Genomic DNA, 19,710 nt, shown 5'->3' on the forward strand with positions numbered 1-19,710 from the left:
TTGGCGCTGGGACATCTGGGACATGGTGGTTCTTGGCTGGCGCGAGGCGGGGTGCTGAGGTATCAGTCGCTCACCTCGCCGTCGGGCGGTTGCACCCTGCTCCATACGGTTCGTCCCCAAGGTGACGGGACAGGCTCGGTGGCTCTGTACGAGAACACGTCGGGCTGGCCGATATGGTCCATTCCGGTCGGATGGTCCTCGAACCTGGCTCTGGGGTTAGACGGTGACCTGGTGGCCTGGGACGGCACTCGGCGGCCGGTATGGGCGAGCGGTACAGCCGCCTCCGGGGCACAGCGGCTGGAGGTTCGAGACAGCGGCGAGGCCGTGCTGGTGGATGGCGCAGGCCGGGTGGTGTGGACCACCGGAACGTCGATCATGCCGACGGCCGCCCCGCAGCCGGGGCGAGGGGCGGTGCTGCGGCGAGGCGAAAGGCTGCGGCACCAGAGTCTGACCAGTGACGATGGCAGCACCGTTCTGGTTGCCCATGGCTCGTGGGTAGCGGTGCTCGATACGTATTGCGAGCTGAAATGGAACCACGCCTACGAGCTCGGCCAGCTCAACGTGATGGATGAGCGCGGGGTGGTTCACCCGCGGGATGCCGATGCTCAGGCCCGGATGTACCTCGTGCTCGACGAGGACGGGATGCTGCGGATGCGCTACCCCGACGGCGCGGTGGTCAGCGAGATCGCTGGTCCGGGGCAGGAGCTGGTCGTGGTCCGGGACCGGGCGTTGCTGCGCGACGCCGACGGCACAGTGGTGTGGACCACGGCCCGTGGCGGCTTGTCCGAAGCCGCGCCGCCACAGCTGCCCCAGGTCCCGTGCCAGCACCAGTTGGAAGCGTGGGTTGACTCCCTGACGGGTGAGCGGGGCTACTGCGGAACGGTCGTGCGGGATCTCGAACCCATCGAGGCGCTGGGCCGGCTGGGCCTGACTGAGGACGCGGTCACCCGCGGGACCTGGGCCCAGCTGGCTGACCGGCGTGACCGACATCCAGCCGGTGACGACGCGGTTACCGTGGCTGCTGCTGCGCTGGGGCCGCACACGTTGCTGCTGGCCGGTGACTGGCGGGCTGGCCCGCCCGGGCCGGAGCTCTCAGCAGGGACGCTGGCCGTGACCCACTGTCACATCACCCGCGTTCGCGACGATGGCCCCAGTCGCCGCGATGACATGGAGTCGGACTTCGTCGTGCACCGCAACGGGACCCTCGTCACTCAGCTGCGCGAGAAACCGTCGCGCCGTAAAGGCGTCAAGCTGCCTGAGGTGGCCGCGGCGCTGGCCGACATGGGCTCCTGGAACGCGGTCACCTGGGCCAGGCTTTACGGCTTGGAGCTGATGTGCCGGGTGGCCGGGGTATCCCCCACGGCCGCGGACCTGGCCGGTGAGTTGCTGGGCGGGATCATGGTCGTGAACGCCGATGCCGAGGGTGTCCGCGCGTGATCTGACAGTCGGTCAGCCGTCGTCCTCGTCGGTCCCGGGCTCGCGCAGGGGCCGTAGGTTGCTGCCCAGGTCGGGCCGGGCGATGGGGTAGCGGCCATTGAAGTTGATGTGGTCGAACATCAGCGGGTGGATCCGCGCTTTGACCTCGGATGGGATCACCATGCCGTCGGCCTCCAGCCGACGGACGGCAGCGTCGATATACAGCGAGTTCCACCACACCACACAGTTGAGGCTCAAACCCAACGCCCCCAATTGGTCCTCCATGCCGGTCACGTAGCGCTGCCGCAACTCACCGAGGTTGCCGAAGAAGATCCGCCGGGCCATGGCATGGCGGGCCTCGGTCAGGTTGAGCTGCGTGTTGATCGCGGCCTCATCGGGCACCTGCTCCGTCACCGTGCCCCTGTTTCGGCTCGTCACCGTTCTTCCGGGATTGAGCGACGTACCGGGCGGTGCCCGCTGATCGATACCGACCGCCGATCGTATTGCAGCCGGCCGTTATTCGGTGTCCTCCAGTGCTTGGTAACCCGCGTTGTAGCCGGGGATGACGGTGATCCCAGGGCCGCCGTGACAGCCGGTGCTCGCAAGGTAGAGTCCGCCTACTGGAATCGGTAAATCTACGTACCCTCGTGGTCCAGGACGGTTGCGGCCCATTTGATCGGGGTGCAGCAGACCGTGGCAGAAATCTCCGCCCGGGCAGCCGAACATCGACTCCATGTGGTAGGAGGCGAATGTAATATGACGGCGCTCGATATCTCTGAAGTTGGGTGCGTAGCGACTGATCCGCTCGATCACCCTCTCGGCCATGTCTTCCTTGAGTTTTCCCTGTTTCGTCCGATCCGACTCGACCGGAAAGCAGAAGGCGAATGCGCTGGCAGCGTGCTTGCCGTTGGGGGCCATCTCCGGGTCGTGAACAGTCGGAATCTGCATACCCACCGCCGGATTTTCGGGAATGACCCCCTTTTGACAGTCCGCCCATTGATCCTGCAACTCTTCAGCGGAGCAGAACATACTGACCGATCCTTGCATCCCCGGCTCGTTGAGGAAATCGTACTTCGAGATGTACTCCGGCAATCCGTCCAGCGCAAAATGCATTTGGATGTACGCCGCTCGATGGTCGACGGTGGACAGGCGAGTCACGAGGTCCGGCGGCATCAGGCCCGGTTCAACGATACGGGTGAGGGTGACGCCCGGGTCCAGATTCGAGATCACGACCGGCGACCTGATGATCGAGCCATCGGTCAACTGGACGCCAGCGACGTTGCCGGATTCCACAAGGACCTTGTTGACTTTGCGTCGGAATCGGATCTCGCCCCCGTGTGACTCGTAGAGTTGGCGCAGGTGTTGGGACAAAGCTCCCACACCGCCTTTGTATTTGGTCATCATGGCTGCGCCGTCGGCTGGCAGCGCCAACGCGAAGGCGAGGCAAGTCGCACTTCCGGGGGTCTGCGGACCTCGATATGTCGAGTTGACGGCGAGAAATGCGAGCATTGCCCGCACTACAGCATGCTTCTTCTTGTCCGGGAAGTATCTGTCGAGGACGTCTGCCGCGGATCCGAAGAGTATGTCGTTGATCGCTGCCCGCTCCGCTTCGTTGGTCGCGCATGCAAACATTTCGTCGTAGCTCTTCGGCGGTTGTCGCACGTCGAACCGGCCGAGGGCGCGGGCCGGAGCGGAGCTCCACGCCAATAACTCGGCCATTCCTGCGACGGCGGCCTGTCCGTGCTTGTCGTTGAGGTGATTCATCAATCGCATGGGATCGCGGTAGAAGATCATCGGCTCGTCGTCCACCCCACCAAGGTTGACCGACATCACCTCGGGCTCAATCGTGCTGAGCGCATCGAGCCCCAAGTCTTTGACGATGGCACTCGACAACGGAAATTGGACTGACCCCGCGATTTCGAATTGAAACCCATCGATCAGTTCAACAGTCGCTGCCATTCCGCCACTGTAAGTATTCGCCTCCAGGCACAACGTGCGGCGGCCGGCTCGTGCAAGGATTGCAGCTGCGGCAAGTCCGTTGTGTCCTGCTCCAATAATTATTGCGTCGTACTCAGTCATTCTGTCCCTTTCAAACCGGCAAGATGCCACGAATTATCGGCGGCGCTCGGCTCCGCACCTTTCCGAAACGTGAAACATCAGGCGATGCCGATCGGGGTGACTTCCTGATCGGCCGACCGCGGCGCCGTAAGCATCGCAGCTGCGCGCCCGGCATGTCAATGATGACATTATTGAGTCAGAGCTGACACGTCTTGCGATGGTCGTCTGTCGACCACAATTCCAGGTTGGTGGACATGGCAACGCGCTCGTTCCAGGGGAAACATGTCCGGCGGGCGGTCACGGCAGCTCGCGCCTCGGACGGTGCCTGCCACGAGGGCCAGGCAGGATAGCCGACCGGCTATCGGCGTCGCCTGCGTCCTTCACATGTAGGCTCGGTACGTGCCACCGACGACCAATCGCCATGAACTCCGGCGGCTCGATACACGTGAGTCGCTCCGAAGAGTTGCTTTGGAACAATTCACCCAACAGGGTTATGACGCAGTCACTGTGGCAGCCTTGGCGAAGGCAGCGGGGGTGACCGAGCGTACGTTCTATCGTCACTTTCCGACCAAGGAGTCGGTACTCTTCCAGGATTATGAAAATCACCTTGATTGGTTGTCGACGGCGCTTGCGATGAGGCCGCGGACCGAGGATATATTCGACTCGATCCTGGCGAGCGTACAAGCCTTTCCGCATGATGCGGAGATCGTCCGGCAAGCGGCACTGCTGCGCGCAAGTCTGATCAACGGCGACAAGATCGTGAGCCATCTCAGAGTTGTCCAGGCGTCGTTCGGCAGCGTGATCACCGATTTCATAAAGAGTCGACATGCCGACCATGCGGATATCGAGTTGTTCGCTCGCGTGGCAGGAGGGGCGGTTGCGGCCGGTCTCGTAACCGCCGTCGAAGTCTGGGGCCAAGGCGGCTGCGCCGAGGACTTGGGTACTCTCGTCAACCGATCCATGGAGTTCATGAAGTCAGGACTCGTAGTGACGATGTGAGGCGTCGCGGTTCTCGGTACAGCGAAAGCGACTTGATCGCCACCCTGTCGCCCGAAGCTGCATCATCGACGACTGTTCGGCAATGCCGCAGGTCCATGACTGATTGACCTGCGCTTGTGTGGATCTCCGCCAGTCGCTCCCCGCCGCTGGATCGGCGCGGCGACCCCGGGTCGACCGGGTGCGGCGCGAGGCAGTCCACAACAACTATGTCAGGACTGACATAGTTGTTTCATAGTTGACATTCTCCTGATGGCTCGCGATACTCCTTGTGCAGGAGACGGGGAGATGAGTAGCGGTCCTGCCCCTCTGGGGCGCAAAGAGGTGCGGATCCCTTCGAACACCCCGTCGAGTCGGCCGCTCGATCCGGGAATCGTTGCCAGCGCGAAAATGCTTGCTGCCTCCGAACCCGTACAAGCTCACGCAGGTGAAGTCTTCGGTTTGCTTCGGCGGAACGCAGGATTCGACCACGCAGAACAAGGATATTCGCATGACGTATGTAATTGCCGAACCGTGTGTCGATATATTGGACAAGGCCTGTGTGCAAGAGTGTCCGGTAGACTGCATTTACGAAGGCGAGCGATCGATGTACATTCAGCCCGACGAATGTGTCGATTGCGCCGCGTGCGAGCCGGTCTGTCCCGTCGAGGCGATATTTTATCAAGATGATATCCCCGAAGAATGGACGCGGTACGTCATCGCGAACGTGGACTTCTTCGAAAGTCTCGGGTCGCCGGGCGGTGCAGGCAAGATCGGCAGAATTGCCCATGATCCGCCACTCATCAAAAGCTTGCCTGAGAGAAGTTAGTACTCCAGCCGGACTTTGGATCTCCCCGCGGTGACGGCAGCGGCGGTCGTGGGAGCTGCTGGTAGTAGGGCGGCCGCCGCGTGATCATGTCGTGTTTGTGTGGGACACAACTGAATTGGTGGTGGCCGCGGCTGACATCGTAGACCCTGACTAATGTCGAGCCGTACACGAAACGCAAGTACCGCGCCTACATCGTCAACGACATCGCCCCGTTCATGGGACACCTCCCGTTGGAGGCGGTCACCCAGTTCACCGACGCTGCATGGGTGTTGTGGCTGGAGGAGAAGGGCAACAGCGGCAAGACCATCGCGAACAAGCAGGGTTTCTTCGCTTCGGCGATGGCCGTGGCGGCGGGGATGCGGCCGAAGCCGTTGATCGGCTACAACCCGTGTATCGGTACCCGGTTGCCGCGCCATGACGTACCGGAGATGGTGTTCTTCGAACCTGCCGAATATCAAGAAGCGTTCCTGCCCGCGTTGCGTGAGCTGATCGAGGTCGACGACCGGGGCAACGTGTTCGATCGGCTGGGCGGTAAACGTCCGATCCCATATACGTTGCGGCACACCGGGATCAGCTGGCGCCTGTTGAGTGGTGTGCCGATGTTCGTGGTGTCCCGTGATGCCGGCCACGACTCCTACGACGCGACTGACGAGCGGTATGGGCATCTCGACCGCACTGCCAGCGCTGCGGCGGCGCAGGTTCTTGCCGCGAAGATTCCGCGACTGAAGAACCTGCCCGGTCCGACGACGTAAGTGACGGAGCCCGGTTGGCCGATCGGATTTCGGCCGACCGGGCCACCTGAATTGACTGTTTCGATGGACCCAATAGGCGCTCGTGGACGTCAGTGGCGGGCTTGCGCTTGGGGTGACTCGCCGAGGGTGATCCCCCGGCGGGGGATGTTGACCGGGTCAACACCTCGGCGTTACGGTAGCGATTGTCAGCGTGCCGAAATCACTTGGACCGCAGGATATTGCACCGAAATGCACGTGCGAGCACGGGGAACCGGAAGTGCTTCAAGTCCCCCTTCGCCCACAGGTGTAGTAGATGAAAGCCGCAGGTCAAAGGGTGTTTTCTCTGGTTTGCGGCTTTTTTCGTCAACAGGATTTGTTGACCGGGATGTTGACGCGGATGTGTGTTGACGTGTCTCGGTGTTGACGGGGGTGTCAGCGTTCTCTCTGGGGGAGTGCTCCCTTTTCAGTTTGCGTGTATGGTTTCCGCTGCATGGAGGTGGTTTTAGAGGATACGACCGGTGTGGTCGGGTTGAGGGGTGAAGGGGGATTCGGGTATGGGGTGAAGGGGGTTTCGAAGCACTCCCGACCCCCGCGTCTCGGGTGCGGTGGAGGCGAGTCTGCAAGTTTCGCCGCCAGACGGCCTGCGGCGACCGGCCGCAAGCCATTGATCCTGGCGTCCTCGCGCGTCGTGAAGATTGGTTGTTCCAACCGTGTTGATTCATGCGTTCGAGGTGGGCGTCGTTGGCTTCTTGAACCAGAGGGGCAGTATTCAGGATCAGGACCGGGACACCGGTTTGCGGATCGCGGATGTCGACTTCCGAGGACGCGACGATATCGGGCTGTTCGCGACTCCATTGCAGCTCGAATACCAGGTACTGCGGAGGAGATTCGCGGCCGCCTCGGCGCTGCTGGTCGGCGCGCTCGAGCCGCGCTGGCACTTCCCAAAAAAGTGACCCCGCCCCGGTGTTGCCGGGGCGGGGTCGACTCGTCCGGCCGATCCAGGTCAGGCCGTCCGAGCCCGTTCGGGTAGGTCGAGGCGGGCACGGACGAAACGCGCGACTCGTCCGAGTGCCGCCCTGCCCTCGGGCAGATCGGGGAGGATGCTCATGAACGCGTGCACCTGGCCGCGCCACAGCTCCAGTGAGTTCGACACCCCGGCCGCGGTGAGCCGGCGCGCCATGAGTTCGCAGTCGTAGCGCAGGATCTCGTCCTCGGCGGCGATCAGCAGCGCGGGCGGCAGGCCCGCCAGCTCGCCGTTGACCGGCGACAGCATCGGATCGAGCGTGCCATCGACCTCGGCGCCGATCCGGACCACCGCCTCGAGCGCCGACAGCGGGATAAAAGGATCCCGTTCGATGTTCACGTAATCGCGCTTGGCGGCGTAGTCCAGATCGAGCAGCGGGCTGAGCCCGACCAGCCCCGCTGGAACGGGCAGTCCGGCGTCGATGGCGCGCAACGCGGTGGCGAAGGCCAAGTAGCCGCCCGCTGAATCGCCCGCCAAAACGATTCGCGCTGGATCCGCTCCGTGCCGCAACAGCCAGCAATAGGCGTTCAGGCAGTCCTCGACCGACTCCGAAATGCGGCGTCCCGGCAGCTGGCGGTAGCCGACATTGACCACCGGCAGCCCGGTGCTCCGGGCCAGACTCGCCGCGACAGGACGATGCGTGTCGAGCCCACAGACCGCGAATCCGCCACCGTGCATGTAGAGCACCGCGCCGTGGCGCAACGCCCTCGCGGCGCCGGACGGACGGATGATCTCCATGCCGAAACCGTCCAGCGTCACCCGTTCCCGATCAATGCCCTGCGGCCGCGGCCGCAACCGCGCCAGCCCATCGATCGCGGCCGCGCCGATCGGAATGGTCGCCGGCGTGATCGGCACGGTGCGCAGGATCGGCCGCACCACCCCGAGGCAGGTCGCCCACAGAACCCGCGCTGCTGCGCTCGGTCCATCCGGATTCACCACGATGCTTGCGTTCTGCGGGACATCCGCACCCGGTCGGGCCGCAGCAGCGCTTCGCGATTGTGTCTCCTCCGGCCCTCCGGGTTCGTCGACCCTACTCGCTGTCATCGTTCGCCGACCGCTTCGACCGTAATTTCGACGGGGTTGATTACCGGCCGATACTCATCGATCAAGTCGTATTGCCTGAAAGTCGATACTATGCTGGCACATCCGGACATATCCGCGCTCCGGTCCAATTGAGCTTTCGATACGACGACCTCCTTCGCAAGGTCGTCTATCACAGTTCTGTGATAGTTCTATCACAGTTCTATCACAGATGGCCATTCGTCCTCACTACCCGGTCCTTCGACGGCTTTGTCCTTGGCATGGACCGCTTCGGCATCAACCTGGACACCACCTTCGAGGCCCGCGCGACACCTCATCGAAAGGGTGCGTCGCGGCTACACCGACCGGATGGTTCTCTTAGGACGCGAGCTGCTACCTCGACTGGATCGAACCGGCCGCGATGGCCGCCCTGCCACTTTGCTCTCGCACTAGTTTGCGATCTCTTGCTGGCAACGGCTGATCCGGCTCTGCCGGGCCGGCTTGCGGGTGAGGGCCGCATCGCCCGAATGGCTCTCCGATTCCGCGATCCACTTATTCGCGCAGACCAGCGTGATGACCAGCGTGACGATCCCCCAGAACATCAGGTAGGCGGAGATCGACAGCGAGCTGTGCGTCAGATCGGTCAGCCAGACCGCGACGAATGGTGCGGTGCCGCCGAGCAGTGAGGTCGCGACGTTGTAGGAGAGGCCGCCGGCGGTGACCCGGACGCCGGCCGGGAAGATCTGGCTGACGGCGAGCAGCACCGGCACGGCGAGGATGCCCTTGCAGGCTCCCAGCAGTGCAGCGCCAAGGAATCCGCCGACCAGTCCGGTCCCGGCCAGGGCGTAGCCTGGGAACACGCCGACGGTGATGACAATCGATCCGATGATCATCGCCTTGCGCAGCCCGACCCGGTCCGCGACCGGGCTGAAGACCAGCACGAGGATCACCACGAAGACGCTCGCCAGGGTGTTCGCCGCATTCGCCAGCGTCGGCGTTAGGTCCTTGTTCGCGCGGAGGAAGGTGGGCAGGTAGTTCGTCAGCAGCGTGGCCGACGTCGCCCAGGCGCCCATGAATCCGGTGAAGAGCAGGATCCGCTTCCAGTGCAGACGGAAGGCCTCTACGATTGGGACCGCCTGTCCACTCGTCGCCTCTCGTGCCTTCTGGATGGCTTTGAACTCGGGTCCCTCTTCTGTCCGGCGCCGCAGATAGAGACCGATGAGCCCCATCGGGATCGCGATCAGGAACAGGATCCGCCAGCCGTAGCTCTGGTAACCACCGGTCGGCAGCACCCCGTTCAGAATGGTGGAGAACAGCGAGCCGATGAGGAAGCCCATGAACGTGAGCGAGGTGAGCGCGCCGACGGAGGTGGCCTTCTTGCCCTTCGGTCCGTGTTCGTACACGAAGCTGACCGCCGTGGTGTATTCGCCGCCGGTGCCCATCGACTGGACCAGCCGGAAGAGCAGCAGAAGGATCGGGGCCAGCCAACCGATGGCGTGATACGTCGGGATCAGGCCGATCAATCCGGTCGTGAGACTCGTGAGGATGATGGTCACCGACAGTGCACGCTTACGGCTGAGCTTGTCCGCGATATGCCCGAAGATGACGCCGCCGAACGGGCGGAGCAGGTAGGAGATCGCGAACAGCGCATAGGTGTTGAGCAGGCTGATCGACGGCGGCATATTGCTGGGGAACAGCTCCTTGGAGAGCATGACAGCGGTAATCCCGTAGATCCCGGCGTCGTACCACTCGACGAAGTTCCCGGCTGCGGCGGCGGTGATGGTGCGGCGTCGTTGCGCGGAGCTTTCGACGATTCCTGGATCGTTGGTATGTGTGGTCATGGGATGGTTCTCGTTTTTCTGTGTCGCGACGTGCTTCATCGCGGCTTCGGTGCGGTGACCGAACGCCTGTTTTGGGAAGAGTGTTTCTGGCGTTATTTCTCTACGGTGCGGGCTTCCAGCTCATAGAGCTCGTTGAGGCCGATGGTGCGCTCCACGTCCTTGCGGATCTGCTGGACCGCGGCCTGGTCGAACCCTGGATCACCGGTGTTCTCGAGCCTCGTCAAGAATTCCTTGACCGCGGAGAACATCACATTGGTGACGCTGATGGAGTCATAGGCAACCTTCCAGCCCCATTGCTGTAGTACCGATGCGGGATAGACGCCCCGCCCCTGGTCGTTCCCGGTGCTGTTGACGTACACCAGCGGGACCCCGGGAAGGTCCTTCGGTGCGGCTTCGGTTTCCTCGTCGTTGTTGGGGAACATCATGACGGCGTCGGCCCCGGCGTCCATGCAGGCTCTCGCCCTCCGGATCCCCTCGGTGTATCCGTCCGTGCGCATTGCATCGGTACGCGCGCAGATGACGAAGTCTGGATCGGTCCGGGCAGCGATGGCGGCGCGGATCTTTTGGACGAGTTCCTCGAGGGAGACGACGTGTTCGACGCCTTTGTGGTAATGCGCTCGTTTGGGGAAGGCCTGGTCCTCGATGTGGACTGCGGCGGCGCCGGCCAGCTCGAGGGTCCGGACCGTGTGCATGACGTGCATCGGCTCGCCCCAGCCGGCGCCCGCGTCGACCATGACCGGCAGATCCGCGACGGCACGGATATTGCGCATCATGGCGGCGACGTCCTCGAGGGAGAGCAGAGGCTCCGTGGTGGAGCGATGCGCCCCCATCGCATATCCGCCGAGGCTCACAGCGGGGATGCCGACGTCCTGGGCGATCCGTGCCGACAGCGGGTCGGGCAGCGAGGGCTGGATGACGATATCGGGCCCGACCAGCAGGCGGCGGTATTTCGCGCCCTGGGAGAGCGAGACGGCTTCGGACGGCATACCGGACTGATTCGCGGTCATTTCAGGTACAGCTTTTCGCCGGCGTCCAGCAGCATCGCGTCGGTGTCGAGGAAGTCGACGTACCGCACGATCAACGCCTCGTGAGTCTGCGGCAGCACCCTGGACGACGGCGTATGCGAGATCACCCCGTGCACCATCTCGTGGGAAAGTCCGTGCTTCCACATGAGGAATGCGCCGTAGACGCCGTGCTGGATGAGGTTGCCCATCCGGCCCTTCTCGATCGCGTCCTTCGTGCCCTCGTACTCGACGACTTTGCTGACGTCGTGTAGCAGAGCCAGCGCGAGCAGTGAATCATGGTCGTAGTCGATCCCGTGCAAGGTCCGGATGGTTTCCGCCGAGGTGATCGCGAGCTGGGCGACCGCGCGGGTATGCGTCACCAGGGTCCAAGCGTTCGGCACCCGGGCGGGCGCCGCGGGCGAGGAGGGGTTCTTCGGGATATCGGCGAGATCCTCCCAGTCGCTCTCCTGCCAGACCTGATCCCAGATCTCCTCGACGATCCCGCGGAGCGTGTCGTCGCCGATCTGCGCGATCTCCGGGAGCAATTCCCGGATGGATTCGAGGTTCTGGTGCGCGTTGTCGGTTTTGCGCGTCATTGTCCTACCTGGCTCTTCTCGGATGGGCGGCCGTGGCCGCGGGTAATGGGGGTGCGTCGTCGTGGTTGATCGTCGGGTCCGTGAGCCGCTGCGCGAGCGGCTACGGGATCTCTAACCGGACGATCGGGCTGTGGAACTGGCCGCCGAAGATGTCGGTATCGGTGCGACTGCCCGATGACATCGGTCGGGGCAGCGAGATCTTGATCGCGAGCGCCGTGTCCGCCTCGAACGACTGGACCACGGACGGATCGACGGAGTAGAGCTTCGCGATCCGGTCGGTGCTGAGCATCCCGGACTTGCGCACTCGGTCGTAGGATTCCTGGTTCTCGAACATGATATCGATCGTCAATTCGAACGGTCCGGCGTTTTTGCTCCTGATCAGGCGCGCCAGTTCGTGGAGTTGCGTCATGGCGGGGTCTCCTATGTCTCTTCGACGGTCAGGGTGTAGGTGTCGCCCGGCTTGTCGACGTGCATTACGTGGTTGATCGAGAATTCGTAGACCGCTCCGGCGGCGATTGCCGGAGGCGAGATCGGGAAGGCCAGGTTGCTCACCAGGCCGCTGTATTCGGGTATCGGCTGGTGCAGCGCCGTGTGCCAGGCGACCGAGCCGATGGCCTGAGCGGTTTCCTGGGTCTTCGCGATGATGTCGATCATGAGCGCGACCTCGTGGCCGGTCACGTGGCTCTCCGGTTCGAAGGGGCCGAGCGTGCCGTTCTTGCCGTAGATGTTCCAGCGCATCGTGTATTCGTCGGGGCTGACGCCGAGGCTGTCGGCGATCTTGCCGCGGATGACACCGTCCGTCTTGTCCACGAACCCCTCGATCTGGTCGACCAGTAACGGGTCGCGGACCCCGGCGAAGACGACGGTCCGGTAGCCGGTGAGTGTGGCCGCTTCGAGTTTGGTCGTGTAGTCGTCGGTGAGTTCGAATCTGCTGCCGGTGACTCGCACTGCCCGGTCGGAGGTCGCGGTGTACACCGAATCCGTCGTTATCAGCGTGCCGTTCGGTTCGGCCAGCCGGAACGGGTCCGCGGTCTCGTAGAAGCTGTGGGAAGCGACGCTCTGCGGCGTGCAGAGCATGAGCGGATTCGGCGGCTCGACGGTGAAGGCGTCCTCGTCGAGATAGGCCACCATCGAATCGGGGTAGATCCGCTCGACCACCGAGGCGGCGCCGCACTCCAGGATCTTGGCGGCGTGGAAGGCGATGCCCTCCGGGATGCCGTTCATCATCGGTACGGCGGCGAAGATCGAGGTATCGCTCGATCTCCCGGCGATGACGACCTGGGCGCCCTTCTCCAGGGCCTCGATGAAGCATTCCGGACCTTGCATCGCGACGATATGCGACGCCGCGCGAATGGAGTCCTCGTCGATCTCGGGTGCGCCGTTCAGTGGGGTGAGGCGTTGGGCGCGGTAGGCCTCGACGACTTGGTCCGCGGATACCTCGCTGTCCACGATGCCGAGCGTGAAATGCCAGTCGTTCTTGGCCGCGAGCTGCCGGATGATCTCCACCGTGTGCTTCAGGTGCGGCCGGGCTCCGGCTGTGCCGGCTGAGCCGATCAGCACCGGGATGCCGTTCTTCAGGCCCTCGCCGATCATCAGCTCGAGATCGCGGGAGACTGCAGCGTTGGACGACTGGGTCATGCCCGAGCCGAGGTAATAGGGACCGGGATCGGAGGATCCGGCGTCGCAGCCGATGAAATCCGCCCCTACGGCCGCCTCGGCGAGGGTGTGAGCTTTGAATCCGGTGCCGAGCTGTCCTGTCGCCGCCACTGCCTTGATCATGAAGTCGTCTCCGAAGTGAAATAGCTGGTGAGTTGTGCGGCGTGCTCCTTCAAGGTGGGTGCGAAGGCCTCCATCTTGGTGCGCGTCCACCGGGAGGAGGGGCCGCTGATGTTGATGATCGCGATGGGCATCGCGGAGGTGGAAGCGAAGACTGGGACGGCGATGCCGTTCATATCCGGGAAGGTGCCCTCGACCGACATCGAGTAGCCCTGTTCGCGCTCGACCTCGAGCCGGGCGAAGAGTTCGCCGTTGTCGGCGATCGATGCCTTGGTGCTCCGGTACAACGGCCGGGCTTGCAGGGCCGCGTGCACGTACGTCTCCTTAGCGAAGGCCAGGAACGCCCGTCCGCTGCAACCGCGGCTCAGCGGCGCGCTCTCGCCGATGCTCTTCTGCGCACGGATGGGTGAATCAGAGAGGCTACAGACGATGCAGACTCGGTCCGGCCAGGTGGGCACGCACAGCACGGCAGTCTCCCCGGACAGATCCCGCAGGGTGTCCAGCAGGGGGGCCGCCTGTTCGGCGAGCAGTGCTTCGAGCGGACTTGTGCGCAGCCAGCGGGCGATCGACGGACCGGCGAAGTAGGTCTGACCACCGGGCTGCTGGGAAGCGAATCCCGATTCGACCAGGGTGGCCAGTAGTCGTGAAACGGTCGCCTTCGCCAGTCCCGTGCACAGTGCGAGTTCGGTGAGGTTGGGTGGGGTATCAGCGCCGAGGATCTCCGAGAGCACAGCCAGTCCGCGGGAAAGCGTCCGTGTGGTCGAGTTCTCCTTGGGATCATTGAGTTTCATTGGTTGAAACTCATCTTCCAATGGATGGGTCACGTGGTCGACGCTAGCTCCGGCTGTCCGCTGATGTCAACGATTGTCTTCATCCCCGTCCTGGGCTACGCCGACGACGCCATCATCGGCACCGCCGTGCTCCGCAACGTCGTCCGACACGCAGGCATCGACGCCGTCCGCGCCCATGGCCTGGCACCGCCTTGCCGCCGACGTCGAGCGCCTGGCCGTGACGGCTGATCTTGGCGGACGTGGCCGTTCAGCGGTTCAATCCTGCTTCGAGCTGGGGCAGTTCGCGAGGTCGGCGATGGTGACCGTCGACCTCTCGCTCACAAGGCGAGTGGTTCGACGCGGCCATCTGACCGCCGATCGTGTTCACGTACTGCGGACGTCGAGAATTGTTCTTGTAAGGGGGTCTTGTGCAGACGATCCTGAAAATGACAGGGGTTCATACGTGGTTGATCGGGACCGGCATCCGTACGCCGGTGAGATGACGCTGGAACAGGTCGTCGAGTTGCTCGGCAAGTTCGGGATGCTCATGGGACTCGACCCTTCCGGCGACCGTGACATGCAGGCGGGATGTGGTGTGACGAGTCGGCGAACGAAGCGACTACGGCCTCCACGAGCGGACGCATCAGCTCACTGGTGGAGGGGAGATATTCCGACCGTGCACTATTGCTCGGCTTCCCGGGACTTGATCATCGCCACGGTAGATTTCAGTGGAGCAGGGCTCTGACCGGGGTTGTTCTTGCTTAGCTGCATTGTCGCTTTGCGCCGACTTCTATCCGCATTGCACTACCCGCTGGACAAGCCTGGCGGCCGCGCTTGCGCGGAATGCGTCGATTCCATGCACAGCTGCGCCAGGAATCGGTCTTCGGCCGTGTAGTCGAAGAAGTGGCGGAAGTACGGATCCTCGGCAGCCGGAAGGACCCGCGCCTGGTCTCCGGCTTTGGCTGTGTCGATAAGCCAGTCGATCTGTGCGGCAACCGTTGTCGCGTAGTCACCGGCCGGCCGATAGCCGAGCGCGATAGCTGCAGAGGTGTCGAGCACAACGGGGTGGGCTGAATCCCACGGTGTCACACCGAGCCGGTCATCCGCCTGATCGTCGAGGAGCACCTCGTTCCACTGATGATCGAGGTGCTTGGCGATCGTGCGGGAGATGTCGAGAGCGCTCGGTGAATCGGGATCAGCGATATTGAGGATTCGTGCACCTGGTGTGTGGGCGATGGCTTCGACTAACGCGGCGATGTTGGCCGCGGCGGTGGTGTGGACCATCCCAGCGCCACGCTGGGCGAGTAGCACGGTGGTGCGCCGGTCCAGGATGCGCTTTACGAACACCCATTCGCGTGGGCGGCCCCCGCCGACCCCATGGACCCTCGATGGCCGCAACACGCTGATCGCCAGCCCACTGTCGAGCGAGACCTGCTCTGCCGCAACCTTGTTCGGCCCGTAACCCTCGCGGGACCGGTAATCAATATTGCTCGCAGCCAGGGTGGGTGCCGACTCGCTGATCGGGCCATCGAATCGCGGCTCGACCTCTGAGTTCGCATGATTGCCTTCGGCGTCGACGTATACCGCCTTGCTCGAAATGAGTACTGTCGATCCAGCGTCGGCGGCCAACTCCACCAGTGAGTGCGCGTCCGTTGCGGTGTAGCAGACGCAGTCGACCAGCAGGTCTACCCCGTCGCCCACGATGGGGCGCAGTCGACCAGCATCGGCGCGGTCTGCCACGATGAAATCGACTCCAGCCGTGCGGAGTTCGGCAGGCATATTGGCGGGGTTGCGCCCAGTTACCTCCACCCGCCAGTTTGTGGCCGCTAAGTGTGCCGCTATCGCACGTCCGACCACACCGGTCCCACCCAGGATGAGGGCATCAGGCATCACACGAGCCTAAGAGAAAACCGACGGCACCGTTCCTCCGGCGGGCGTCAGCGCCATCAGAATTCGCCTCATCTGCATGGCCGACAGCGGTAGGTCGATATCTGCCGCGGTATTCGGTGGTGGCACAGCGAGCCCGCGACTGCCCGCAGTCACGGGCGAGCCCACCCCGCGGTCATCGACCGGACAACGCCCCCGCTTCAACTCCCGAACCTCGGCCTCGAGCTGCACGATCACCACATCCTGGCGGGCCAGCAGATCCGCCTGCCGCGCCACAAGCGCGGCCAACTCCTCATACGAGGGACGCGGATCACTGGACACCACAACATCATTGGCCACCAACAGTCCAGATCACAAAGGACCCGCCGTCAAACCCCAGCGACTCCCGCCATCAGACCGGAACCGCAACCACCTGACCAGTTACGGATTGGGAAGCATGCGCACCACAGGACGTCGTCATCGGATGGCTGCTGTACGCGATCGGGATGTAGGCAGCCGGTGATCGGCTCTCCTACCAGGTGACCGGAAGCCGTTGCACACCATAGACACCGATACCATCCGGGCGCATCCGGACCTCGTCCGCCGCCGTCGCGAGCCGCAGGGTCGGAAACCGGGTTATCAAGGCGGGCAGTGCGGTTCGCATTTCGACCCGGGCCAGCTGCTGGCCAAGGCACTGATGGATGCCATGTCCGAATCCCAGGTGTCCCGTCGCATTGCGCCGCAGGTCGAGACTGTTCGGATGGTCGAATCTGGCCGGATCGCGATTGGCGGCCTGCACCGAAAGCGCCACCGTCTCACCGGCTTTAATCACCTGTCCGGCCAGTTCGACATCCGCCAGGGCGGAACGGGTGAAGGTGTGGGCGATGGTCAGGTAGCGCATCAGCTCCTCGACCGCCCGATCGGCGAGATCGGGATCGGCGCGTAGCGCGGCTAGCTGTTCGGGGTGGCGCAGCAGCGCGAAAGTGCCGAGTGCCAACATATTCGCGGTGGTGTCGAATCCGCCGATCAGCAGCAGCACAGCCATTCCGGTGAGTTCGTCTTCCGCGAGATCGGTGCGGGTCAGATCGCTGAGCAGGTCGTCGGTCGGTTCGGTTCGTTTGGCGGCGACCAGCTGCCGCATATATTCCCGTGTCTCCTCGAAGGCCGCGATGCCCTGTTCGAGGGGCACATCCGGATCGTTGAAATTGGCGACCAGGTTGGCTACCAGGTGCTGGAACCGATCCCGATCAACTTCGGGCACACCGAGCAGTTCACAGATCATCAGCGCCGGAACCGGATAGGCGAACGACTTCACCAGATCCACCGGACCACCGGCTCGTTCCATGGCGTCCAGGTATTCGGTGCTGATCTGTCCCACCCGCTCGGTGAGCAGTCGCATCCGCCGGACGGTGAACTTGCCGGTCAACAGCTTTCGGTAGCGGGTGTGCTCGGGTGCGTCGAGGTTGAGGAAGTGGCCGGGCGGGGCCTGGGGCAGTGGGCCGAGATCCGCCAGCGCAGAGCGCATGAGCTCGGTTCGCGCACTGAAGCGCGGATCGGCCAGGATTGCGCGCACAGTGGCATGCCCGGTCGCCAGCCAACCTTGGTGGCCGTCCGGAAAGACCATGCGGGTCAGCGGATTTCGCTCACGACGCTGCGCCAGTTCGATGGGTGGATCGAAGGGGCAGCCCGCGGGACGGGTGGTAGGCAACGAGACAACGGTGGTCAGCGGCTCGGTCATTGGATTCCTCCTGGCGCGCGAGTTTCAGTATGAACCGAACGCTAGGTTGCGTTCAGAGATTGCTCAACAGAGCCCGCGCAACGATTCTTGATAACTGCAGGTATATTCGGTTTTGTCCGTGCAATGACCTTGGCATCAAACGCAACATCGGGCACCCGACATGCAATGAGATGTCGCTGAACGCATACTGACACCGCACGACGAAGCCGAAGGAGAACCGCACCGATGCCAGGAGGCAGGCTCACACTGCATGAGCGGGAATGCATTGCGGCGGGACTGGTCGATGGGTTGGGATACACCGAGATCGCGCGCCAGCTCGAACGGCCCGCCTCGACGATCAGCCGGGAGGTGACCCGCAACGGCGGACCCGGTCGTTATCGCGCCGATCGGGCCCACCGGGCCACCGCGGTGCGGGCGCGACGAAGCAGAGCGGCCACAGCGCAGCAATCAGACTCGGCCCCAGTGGGATTCATGGTCGACAACGATGCGGTGCGCGATTTCGCGACACACTTCACCGAGTTATTCGTGAACGACGGCATGCCCCGGATGCAAGCACGGGTGATGACTTGCCTGCATCTCACCGACTCCGGCAGTCTCACCGCCGCCGAACTGGTGCGCAGGCTCGAGGTGAGCCCGGCCTCCATCTCCACGGCCGTCGGCGCGCTGGAAAAACGGGATCTCATTCGCCGGGAACGTGATTCGCGACGCCGCGACCGATACTGCATCGACGACGACACCTGGTACCGCACCACGCTGAACCTCGCCCGCGCCGCCGAAGTACGGGTCCAGGCGGCCCGCCACGGGGCCGAACTCCTCGGTGCGACAACGCCCGCGGGCGCCCGACTGAACGAGATAAGCCGATACCTCGACTACCTCGGCCGGCAGATGGTCCTGGTCGTCGAACGCTGGCACCTCTCGTGAGCGAGTTCCGCTGGCCGCAGGGCATCGACGATTTTGATGTACGCCGTGAGGCTGGTCGATGTCGGCCTTCTAACGGGGCGGTGTGGGTTGGGCACGACTGGGCTGTCCCGGTCGGGGGCTGCCGCCGCGGCGGGTATGTGAACGTGGCGGGCGAGGAGTCCGGACAGGCGGTGATCCGGCGGCTTGCGGCGGCGGACGGGTTCCCGGACTTGTGCCATGTCAAACCCTCATCACCAAAAACTATTGCGCAGAGCAACAATTGCACTGGGTGTGAATTTGGTGGCGAACCGGCGGCGGGTTGAATGGCAGGGCAGTGGCGGCTGGGCGTCTGTGGCAGCGGTCAGGCCGCGTGGTGGCTTGCCGGGCGTCGGTAACCGGGTGTCGTCGGCGGGTTGTGCTGTGGCAGCGGCGGTTCGCCGTGGTCGATCAGGTGCTCGTCGGCGGGGGTGAGGGTCTGGCCGTGCCGTGGGTGATCGTCGTCGCGGTGCTCGCGGTAGACCAGGTACAGCAGGGCGACACCGACGACCACAGGGACGTGCGACAGCAGCCGGGCCAGGGTGACATCACCGTCGGCGAGGTCGAGCAGCGAGGCTGCGGTGAGCACGCCCACGAACACTGTGAGCATAGGTAGCTGCCCGGCCGCGGTGCGGGTGTGCAGGGCGGCCCATCCGAGCCCGATTCCGATGGCGACGTTCCAGGCCGCGCTCTCGTGGCTCATATGCCCCACCATGAATACGCCGTGTTCGTGCCCCATGCCGGTGTCGGCGCCGAACAGCTGGGCCAGGGCCAGGGCCGTTTGCGCGATCGCCACCACGGCCAGCGCGACTCGCAGGTAGGGGCGTGCGCGACGATCCGCCGTGAGTTGCGCCATGATCTCGGCCGTGAGGTCGGGGACAGCGGGTGCGGAGTGCAGGATCGTGGCGCGGCGCAGGGTTTCCGCGCGCCGGTACCAGCCCTGGCAGGCCGGGCAGCCCGCGAGGTGCCGATCGGTCGCTTCTGCCGGGATCGGTTCCTGTTCGCCGTCGATACGCGCGGACAGTGCTTCGCGGACCGTTTCGCACTTCATGTTCCCATGGTCGCCCAGAGTGCGCAGCGAGTTCCACGACGGGGTGTAGTAGCCTCGGGCGCTGTGCGCGGAGGTGACA

20 protein-coding genes are annotated in these 19,710 nt (G+C 63.9%); 7 read left to right on the forward strand and 13 right to left on the reverse strand.

The genetic code is table 11. The features are described from left to right. The first annotated feature begins 138 nt into the window (after positions 1–138). The gene (locus ACV7NQ_RS30290) at positions 139–1,437 is read left to right on the forward strand and encodes a hypothetical protein (protein WP_463362711.1); all 1,299 of its coding nucleotides are present in this window, start codon (positions 139–141) and stop codon (positions 1,435–1,437) included. A gap of 12 nt (positions 1,438–1,449) precedes the next feature. On the opposite strand, the gene ACV7NQ_RS30295 is transcribed toward ACV7NQ_RS30290, so the two are convergent. Both ACV7NQ_RS30295 and ACV7NQ_RS30300 read right to left on the reverse strand, forming a co-directional pair. After that, positions 1,450–1,830 carry a Tn3 family transposase gene (locus tag ACV7NQ_RS30295; RefSeq protein ID WP_463362712.1) on the reverse strand — a complete coding sequence of 127 codons (381 nt, stop codon included), beginning with the start codon at positions 1,828–1,830 and terminating at the stop codon, positions 1,450–1,452. A gap of 102 nt (positions 1,831–1,932) precedes the next feature. Continuing rightward, positions 1,933–3,495, reverse strand: coding sequence for a phytoene desaturase family protein (locus ACV7NQ_RS30300; RefSeq protein ID WP_463362713.1), 1,563 nt, complete (start codon positions 3,493–3,495; stop codon positions 1,933–1,935). 447 nt (positions 3,496–3,942) lie between these two features. Between ACV7NQ_RS30300 and ACV7NQ_RS30305 the strand changes: the two genes are divergently transcribed. From ACV7NQ_RS30305 to ACV7NQ_RS30320, 4 genes are all read left to right on the forward strand, one after another. Further along, a complete protein-coding gene (locus tag ACV7NQ_RS30305; protein ID WP_463362714.1) occupies positions 3,943–4,473 on the forward strand; it encodes a TetR/AcrR family transcriptional regulator in 531 nt (176 codons plus the stop codon). 487 nt (positions 4,474–4,960) lie between these two features. After that, positions 4,961–5,278: a ferredoxin gene (gene fdxA, locus ACV7NQ_RS30310; RefSeq protein ID WP_463365876.1), complete on the forward strand. Its 318-nt coding sequence runs from the start codon at positions 4,961–4,963 to the stop codon at positions 5,276–5,278. A gap of 215 nt (positions 5,279–5,493) precedes the next feature. Continuing rightward, entirely contained in the window at positions 5,494–6,030 is a 537-nt protein-coding gene (locus tag ACV7NQ_RS30315; RefSeq protein WP_463362715.1) for a hypothetical protein, read from the forward strand. Between the two features lie 689 nt (positions 6,031–6,719). Beyond that, entirely contained in the window at positions 6,720–6,962 is a 243-nt protein-coding gene (locus ACV7NQ_RS30320) for a hypothetical protein (RefSeq protein ID WP_463362716.1), read from the forward strand. 50 nt (positions 6,963–7,012) lie between these two features. On the opposite strand, the gene ACV7NQ_RS30325 is transcribed toward ACV7NQ_RS30320, so the two are convergent. The 7 genes from ACV7NQ_RS30325 to ACV7NQ_RS30355 all read right to left on the reverse strand — a co-directional run bounded on the left by ACV7NQ_RS30325 (position 7,013) and on the right by ACV7NQ_RS30355 (position 14,061). After that, positions 7,013–8,077: an alpha/beta hydrolase gene (locus tag ACV7NQ_RS30325; RefSeq protein ID WP_463362717.1), complete on the reverse strand. Its 1,065-nt coding sequence runs from the start codon at positions 8,075–8,077 to the stop codon at positions 7,013–7,015. A 425-nt stretch (positions 8,078–8,502) separates the two neighbouring features. Next, entirely contained in the window at positions 8,503–9,894 is a 1,392-nt protein-coding gene (locus ACV7NQ_RS30330) for an MFS transporter (RefSeq protein ID WP_463362718.1), read from the reverse strand. 92 nt (positions 9,895–9,986) lie between these two features. Continuing rightward, positions 9,987–10,901: an isocitrate lyase/PEP mutase family protein gene (locus tag ACV7NQ_RS30335; RefSeq protein WP_463362719.1), complete on the reverse strand. Its 915-nt coding sequence runs from the start codon at positions 10,899–10,901 to the stop codon at positions 9,987–9,989. Then, positions 10,898–11,494 (reverse strand): HD domain-containing protein, encoded by a 597-nt coding sequence (locus tag ACV7NQ_RS30340; protein WP_463362720.1) that lies wholly within the window; start codon positions 11,492–11,494, stop codon positions 10,898–10,900. The genes ACV7NQ_RS30335 and ACV7NQ_RS30340 overlap by 4 nt, the downstream gene beginning before the upstream one ends. Positions 11,495–11,594: 100 nt before the next feature. After that, a complete protein-coding gene (locus ACV7NQ_RS30345) occupies positions 11,595–11,903 on the reverse strand; it encodes a DUF4387 domain-containing protein (protein ID WP_463362721.1) in 309 nt (102 codons plus the stop codon). A gap of 11 nt (positions 11,904–11,914) precedes the next feature. Next, on the reverse strand, positions 11,915–13,273 hold the full coding sequence (locus ACV7NQ_RS30350; RefSeq protein WP_463362722.1) for an acyclic terpene utilization AtuA family protein: 1,359 nt from the start codon (positions 13,271–13,273) through the stop codon (positions 11,915–11,917). Then, complete coding sequence (locus ACV7NQ_RS30355) at positions 13,270–14,061, reverse strand: IclR family transcriptional regulator (protein WP_463362723.1); 792 nt, start codon at positions 14,059–14,061, stop codon at positions 13,270–13,272. Before ACV7NQ_RS30355 ends, ACV7NQ_RS30350 begins: the two co-directional genes overlap by 4 nt. Before the next feature lie 63 nt (positions 14,062–14,124). On the opposite strand from ACV7NQ_RS30355, the gene ACV7NQ_RS30360 reads away from it, so the two are divergent. Beyond that, complete coding sequence (locus tag ACV7NQ_RS30360) at positions 14,125–14,289, forward strand: hypothetical protein (protein ID WP_463362724.1); 165 nt, start codon at positions 14,125–14,127, stop codon at positions 14,287–14,289. Between the two features lie 555 nt (positions 14,290–14,844). Here the strand turns inward: ACV7NQ_RS30360 and ACV7NQ_RS30365 are convergent. The 3 genes from ACV7NQ_RS30365 to ACV7NQ_RS30375 all read right to left on the reverse strand — a co-directional run bounded on the left by ACV7NQ_RS30365 (position 14,845) and on the right by ACV7NQ_RS30375 (position 17,644). Continuing rightward, positions 14,845–15,930, reverse strand: a complete 1,086-nt coding sequence (locus tag ACV7NQ_RS30365; RefSeq protein ID WP_463362725.1) for an NAD-dependent epimerase/dehydratase family protein — start codon at positions 15,928–15,930, stop codon at positions 14,845–14,847. A 9-nt stretch (positions 15,931–15,939) separates the two neighbouring features. After that, positions 15,940–16,248 carry a hypothetical protein gene (locus ACV7NQ_RS30370; protein ID WP_463362726.1) on the reverse strand — a complete coding sequence of 103 codons (309 nt, stop codon included), beginning with the start codon at positions 16,246–16,248 and terminating at the stop codon, positions 15,940–15,942. Between the two features lie 190 nt (positions 16,249–16,438). After that, positions 16,439–17,644: a cytochrome P450 gene (locus tag ACV7NQ_RS30375; protein ID WP_463362727.1), complete on the reverse strand. Its 1,206-nt coding sequence runs from the start codon at positions 17,642–17,644 to the stop codon at positions 16,439–16,441. A gap of 225 nt (positions 17,645–17,869) precedes the next feature. Here ACV7NQ_RS30375 and ACV7NQ_RS30380 point away from each other — a divergent pair, with 225 nt between their 5' ends. Further along, positions 17,870–18,565, forward strand: a complete 696-nt coding sequence (locus tag ACV7NQ_RS30380; protein WP_463362728.1) for a GbsR/MarR family transcriptional regulator — start codon at positions 17,870–17,872, stop codon at positions 18,563–18,565. Between the two features lie 340 nt (positions 18,566–18,905). Here ACV7NQ_RS30380 and ACV7NQ_RS30385 read toward each other — a convergent pair whose 3' ends face one another. Beyond that, on the reverse strand, positions 18,906–19,631 hold the full coding sequence (locus tag ACV7NQ_RS30385) for a zf-HC2 domain-containing protein (protein WP_463362729.1): 726 nt from the start codon (positions 19,629–19,631) through the stop codon (positions 18,906–18,908). Positions 19,632–19,710 lie beyond the last annotated feature (79 nt).

This window comes from Nocardia sp. Tas62D01 (assembly GCF_055232035.1).

Bases quoted from the DNA above. Each gene is read 5' to 3' on its own strand.
- ACV7NQ_RS30300 (WP_463362713.1), bottom strand. From the start codon at position 3,495: ATGACTGAGTACGACGCAATAATTATTGGAGCAGGACACAACGGACTT.
- fdxA (WP_463365876.1), top strand. From the start codon at position 4,961: ATGACGTATGTAATTGCCGAACCGTGTGTCGATATATTGGACAAGGCC.
- ACV7NQ_RS30315 (WP_463362715.1), top strand. From the start codon at position 5,494: ATGGGACACCTCCCGTTGGAGGCGGTCACCCAGTTCACCGACGCTGCA.
- ACV7NQ_RS30325 (WP_463362717.1), bottom strand. From the start codon at position 8,077: ATGACAGCGAGTAGGGTCGACGAACCCGGAGGGCCGGAGGAGACACAA.
- ACV7NQ_RS30330 (WP_463362718.1), bottom strand. From the start codon at position 9,894: ATGACCACACATACCAACGATCCAGGAATCGTCGAAAGCTCCGCGCAA.
- ACV7NQ_RS30335 (WP_463362719.1), bottom strand. From the start codon at position 10,901: ATGACCGCGAATCAGTCCGGTATGCCGTCCGAAGCCGTCTCGCTCTCC.
- ACV7NQ_RS30340 (WP_463362720.1), bottom strand. From the start codon at position 11,494: ATGACGCGCAAAACCGACAACGCGCACCAGAACCTCGAATCCATCCGG.
- ACV7NQ_RS30345 (WP_463362721.1), bottom strand. From the start codon at position 11,903: ATGACGCAACTCCACGAACTGGCGCGCCTGATCAGGAGCAAAAACGCC.
- ACV7NQ_RS30350 (WP_463362722.1), bottom strand. From the start codon at position 13,273: ATGATCAAGGCAGTGGCGGCGACAGGACAGCTCGGCACCGGATTCAAA.
- ACV7NQ_RS30355 (WP_463362723.1), bottom strand. From the start codon at position 14,061: ATGAAACTCAATGATCCCAAGGAGAACTCGACCACACGGACGCTTTCC.
- ACV7NQ_RS30360 (WP_463362724.1), top strand. From the start codon at position 14,125: ATGTCAACGATTGTCTTCATCCCCGTCCTGGGCTACGCCGACGACGCC.
- ACV7NQ_RS30365 (WP_463362725.1), bottom strand. From the start codon at position 15,930: ATGCCTGATGCCCTCATCCTGGGTGGGACCGGTGTGGTCGGACGTGCG.
- ACV7NQ_RS30375 (WP_463362727.1), bottom strand. From the start codon at position 17,644: ATGACCGAGCCGCTGACCACCGTTGTCTCGTTGCCTACCACCCGTCCC.
- ACV7NQ_RS30380 (WP_463362728.1), top strand. From the start codon at position 17,870: ATGCCAGGAGGCAGGCTCACACTGCATGAGCGGGAATGCATTGCGGCG.
- ACV7NQ_RS30385 (WP_463362729.1), bottom strand. From the start codon at position 19,631: ATGAAGTGCGAAACGGTCCGCGAAGCACTGTCCGCGCGTATCGACGGC.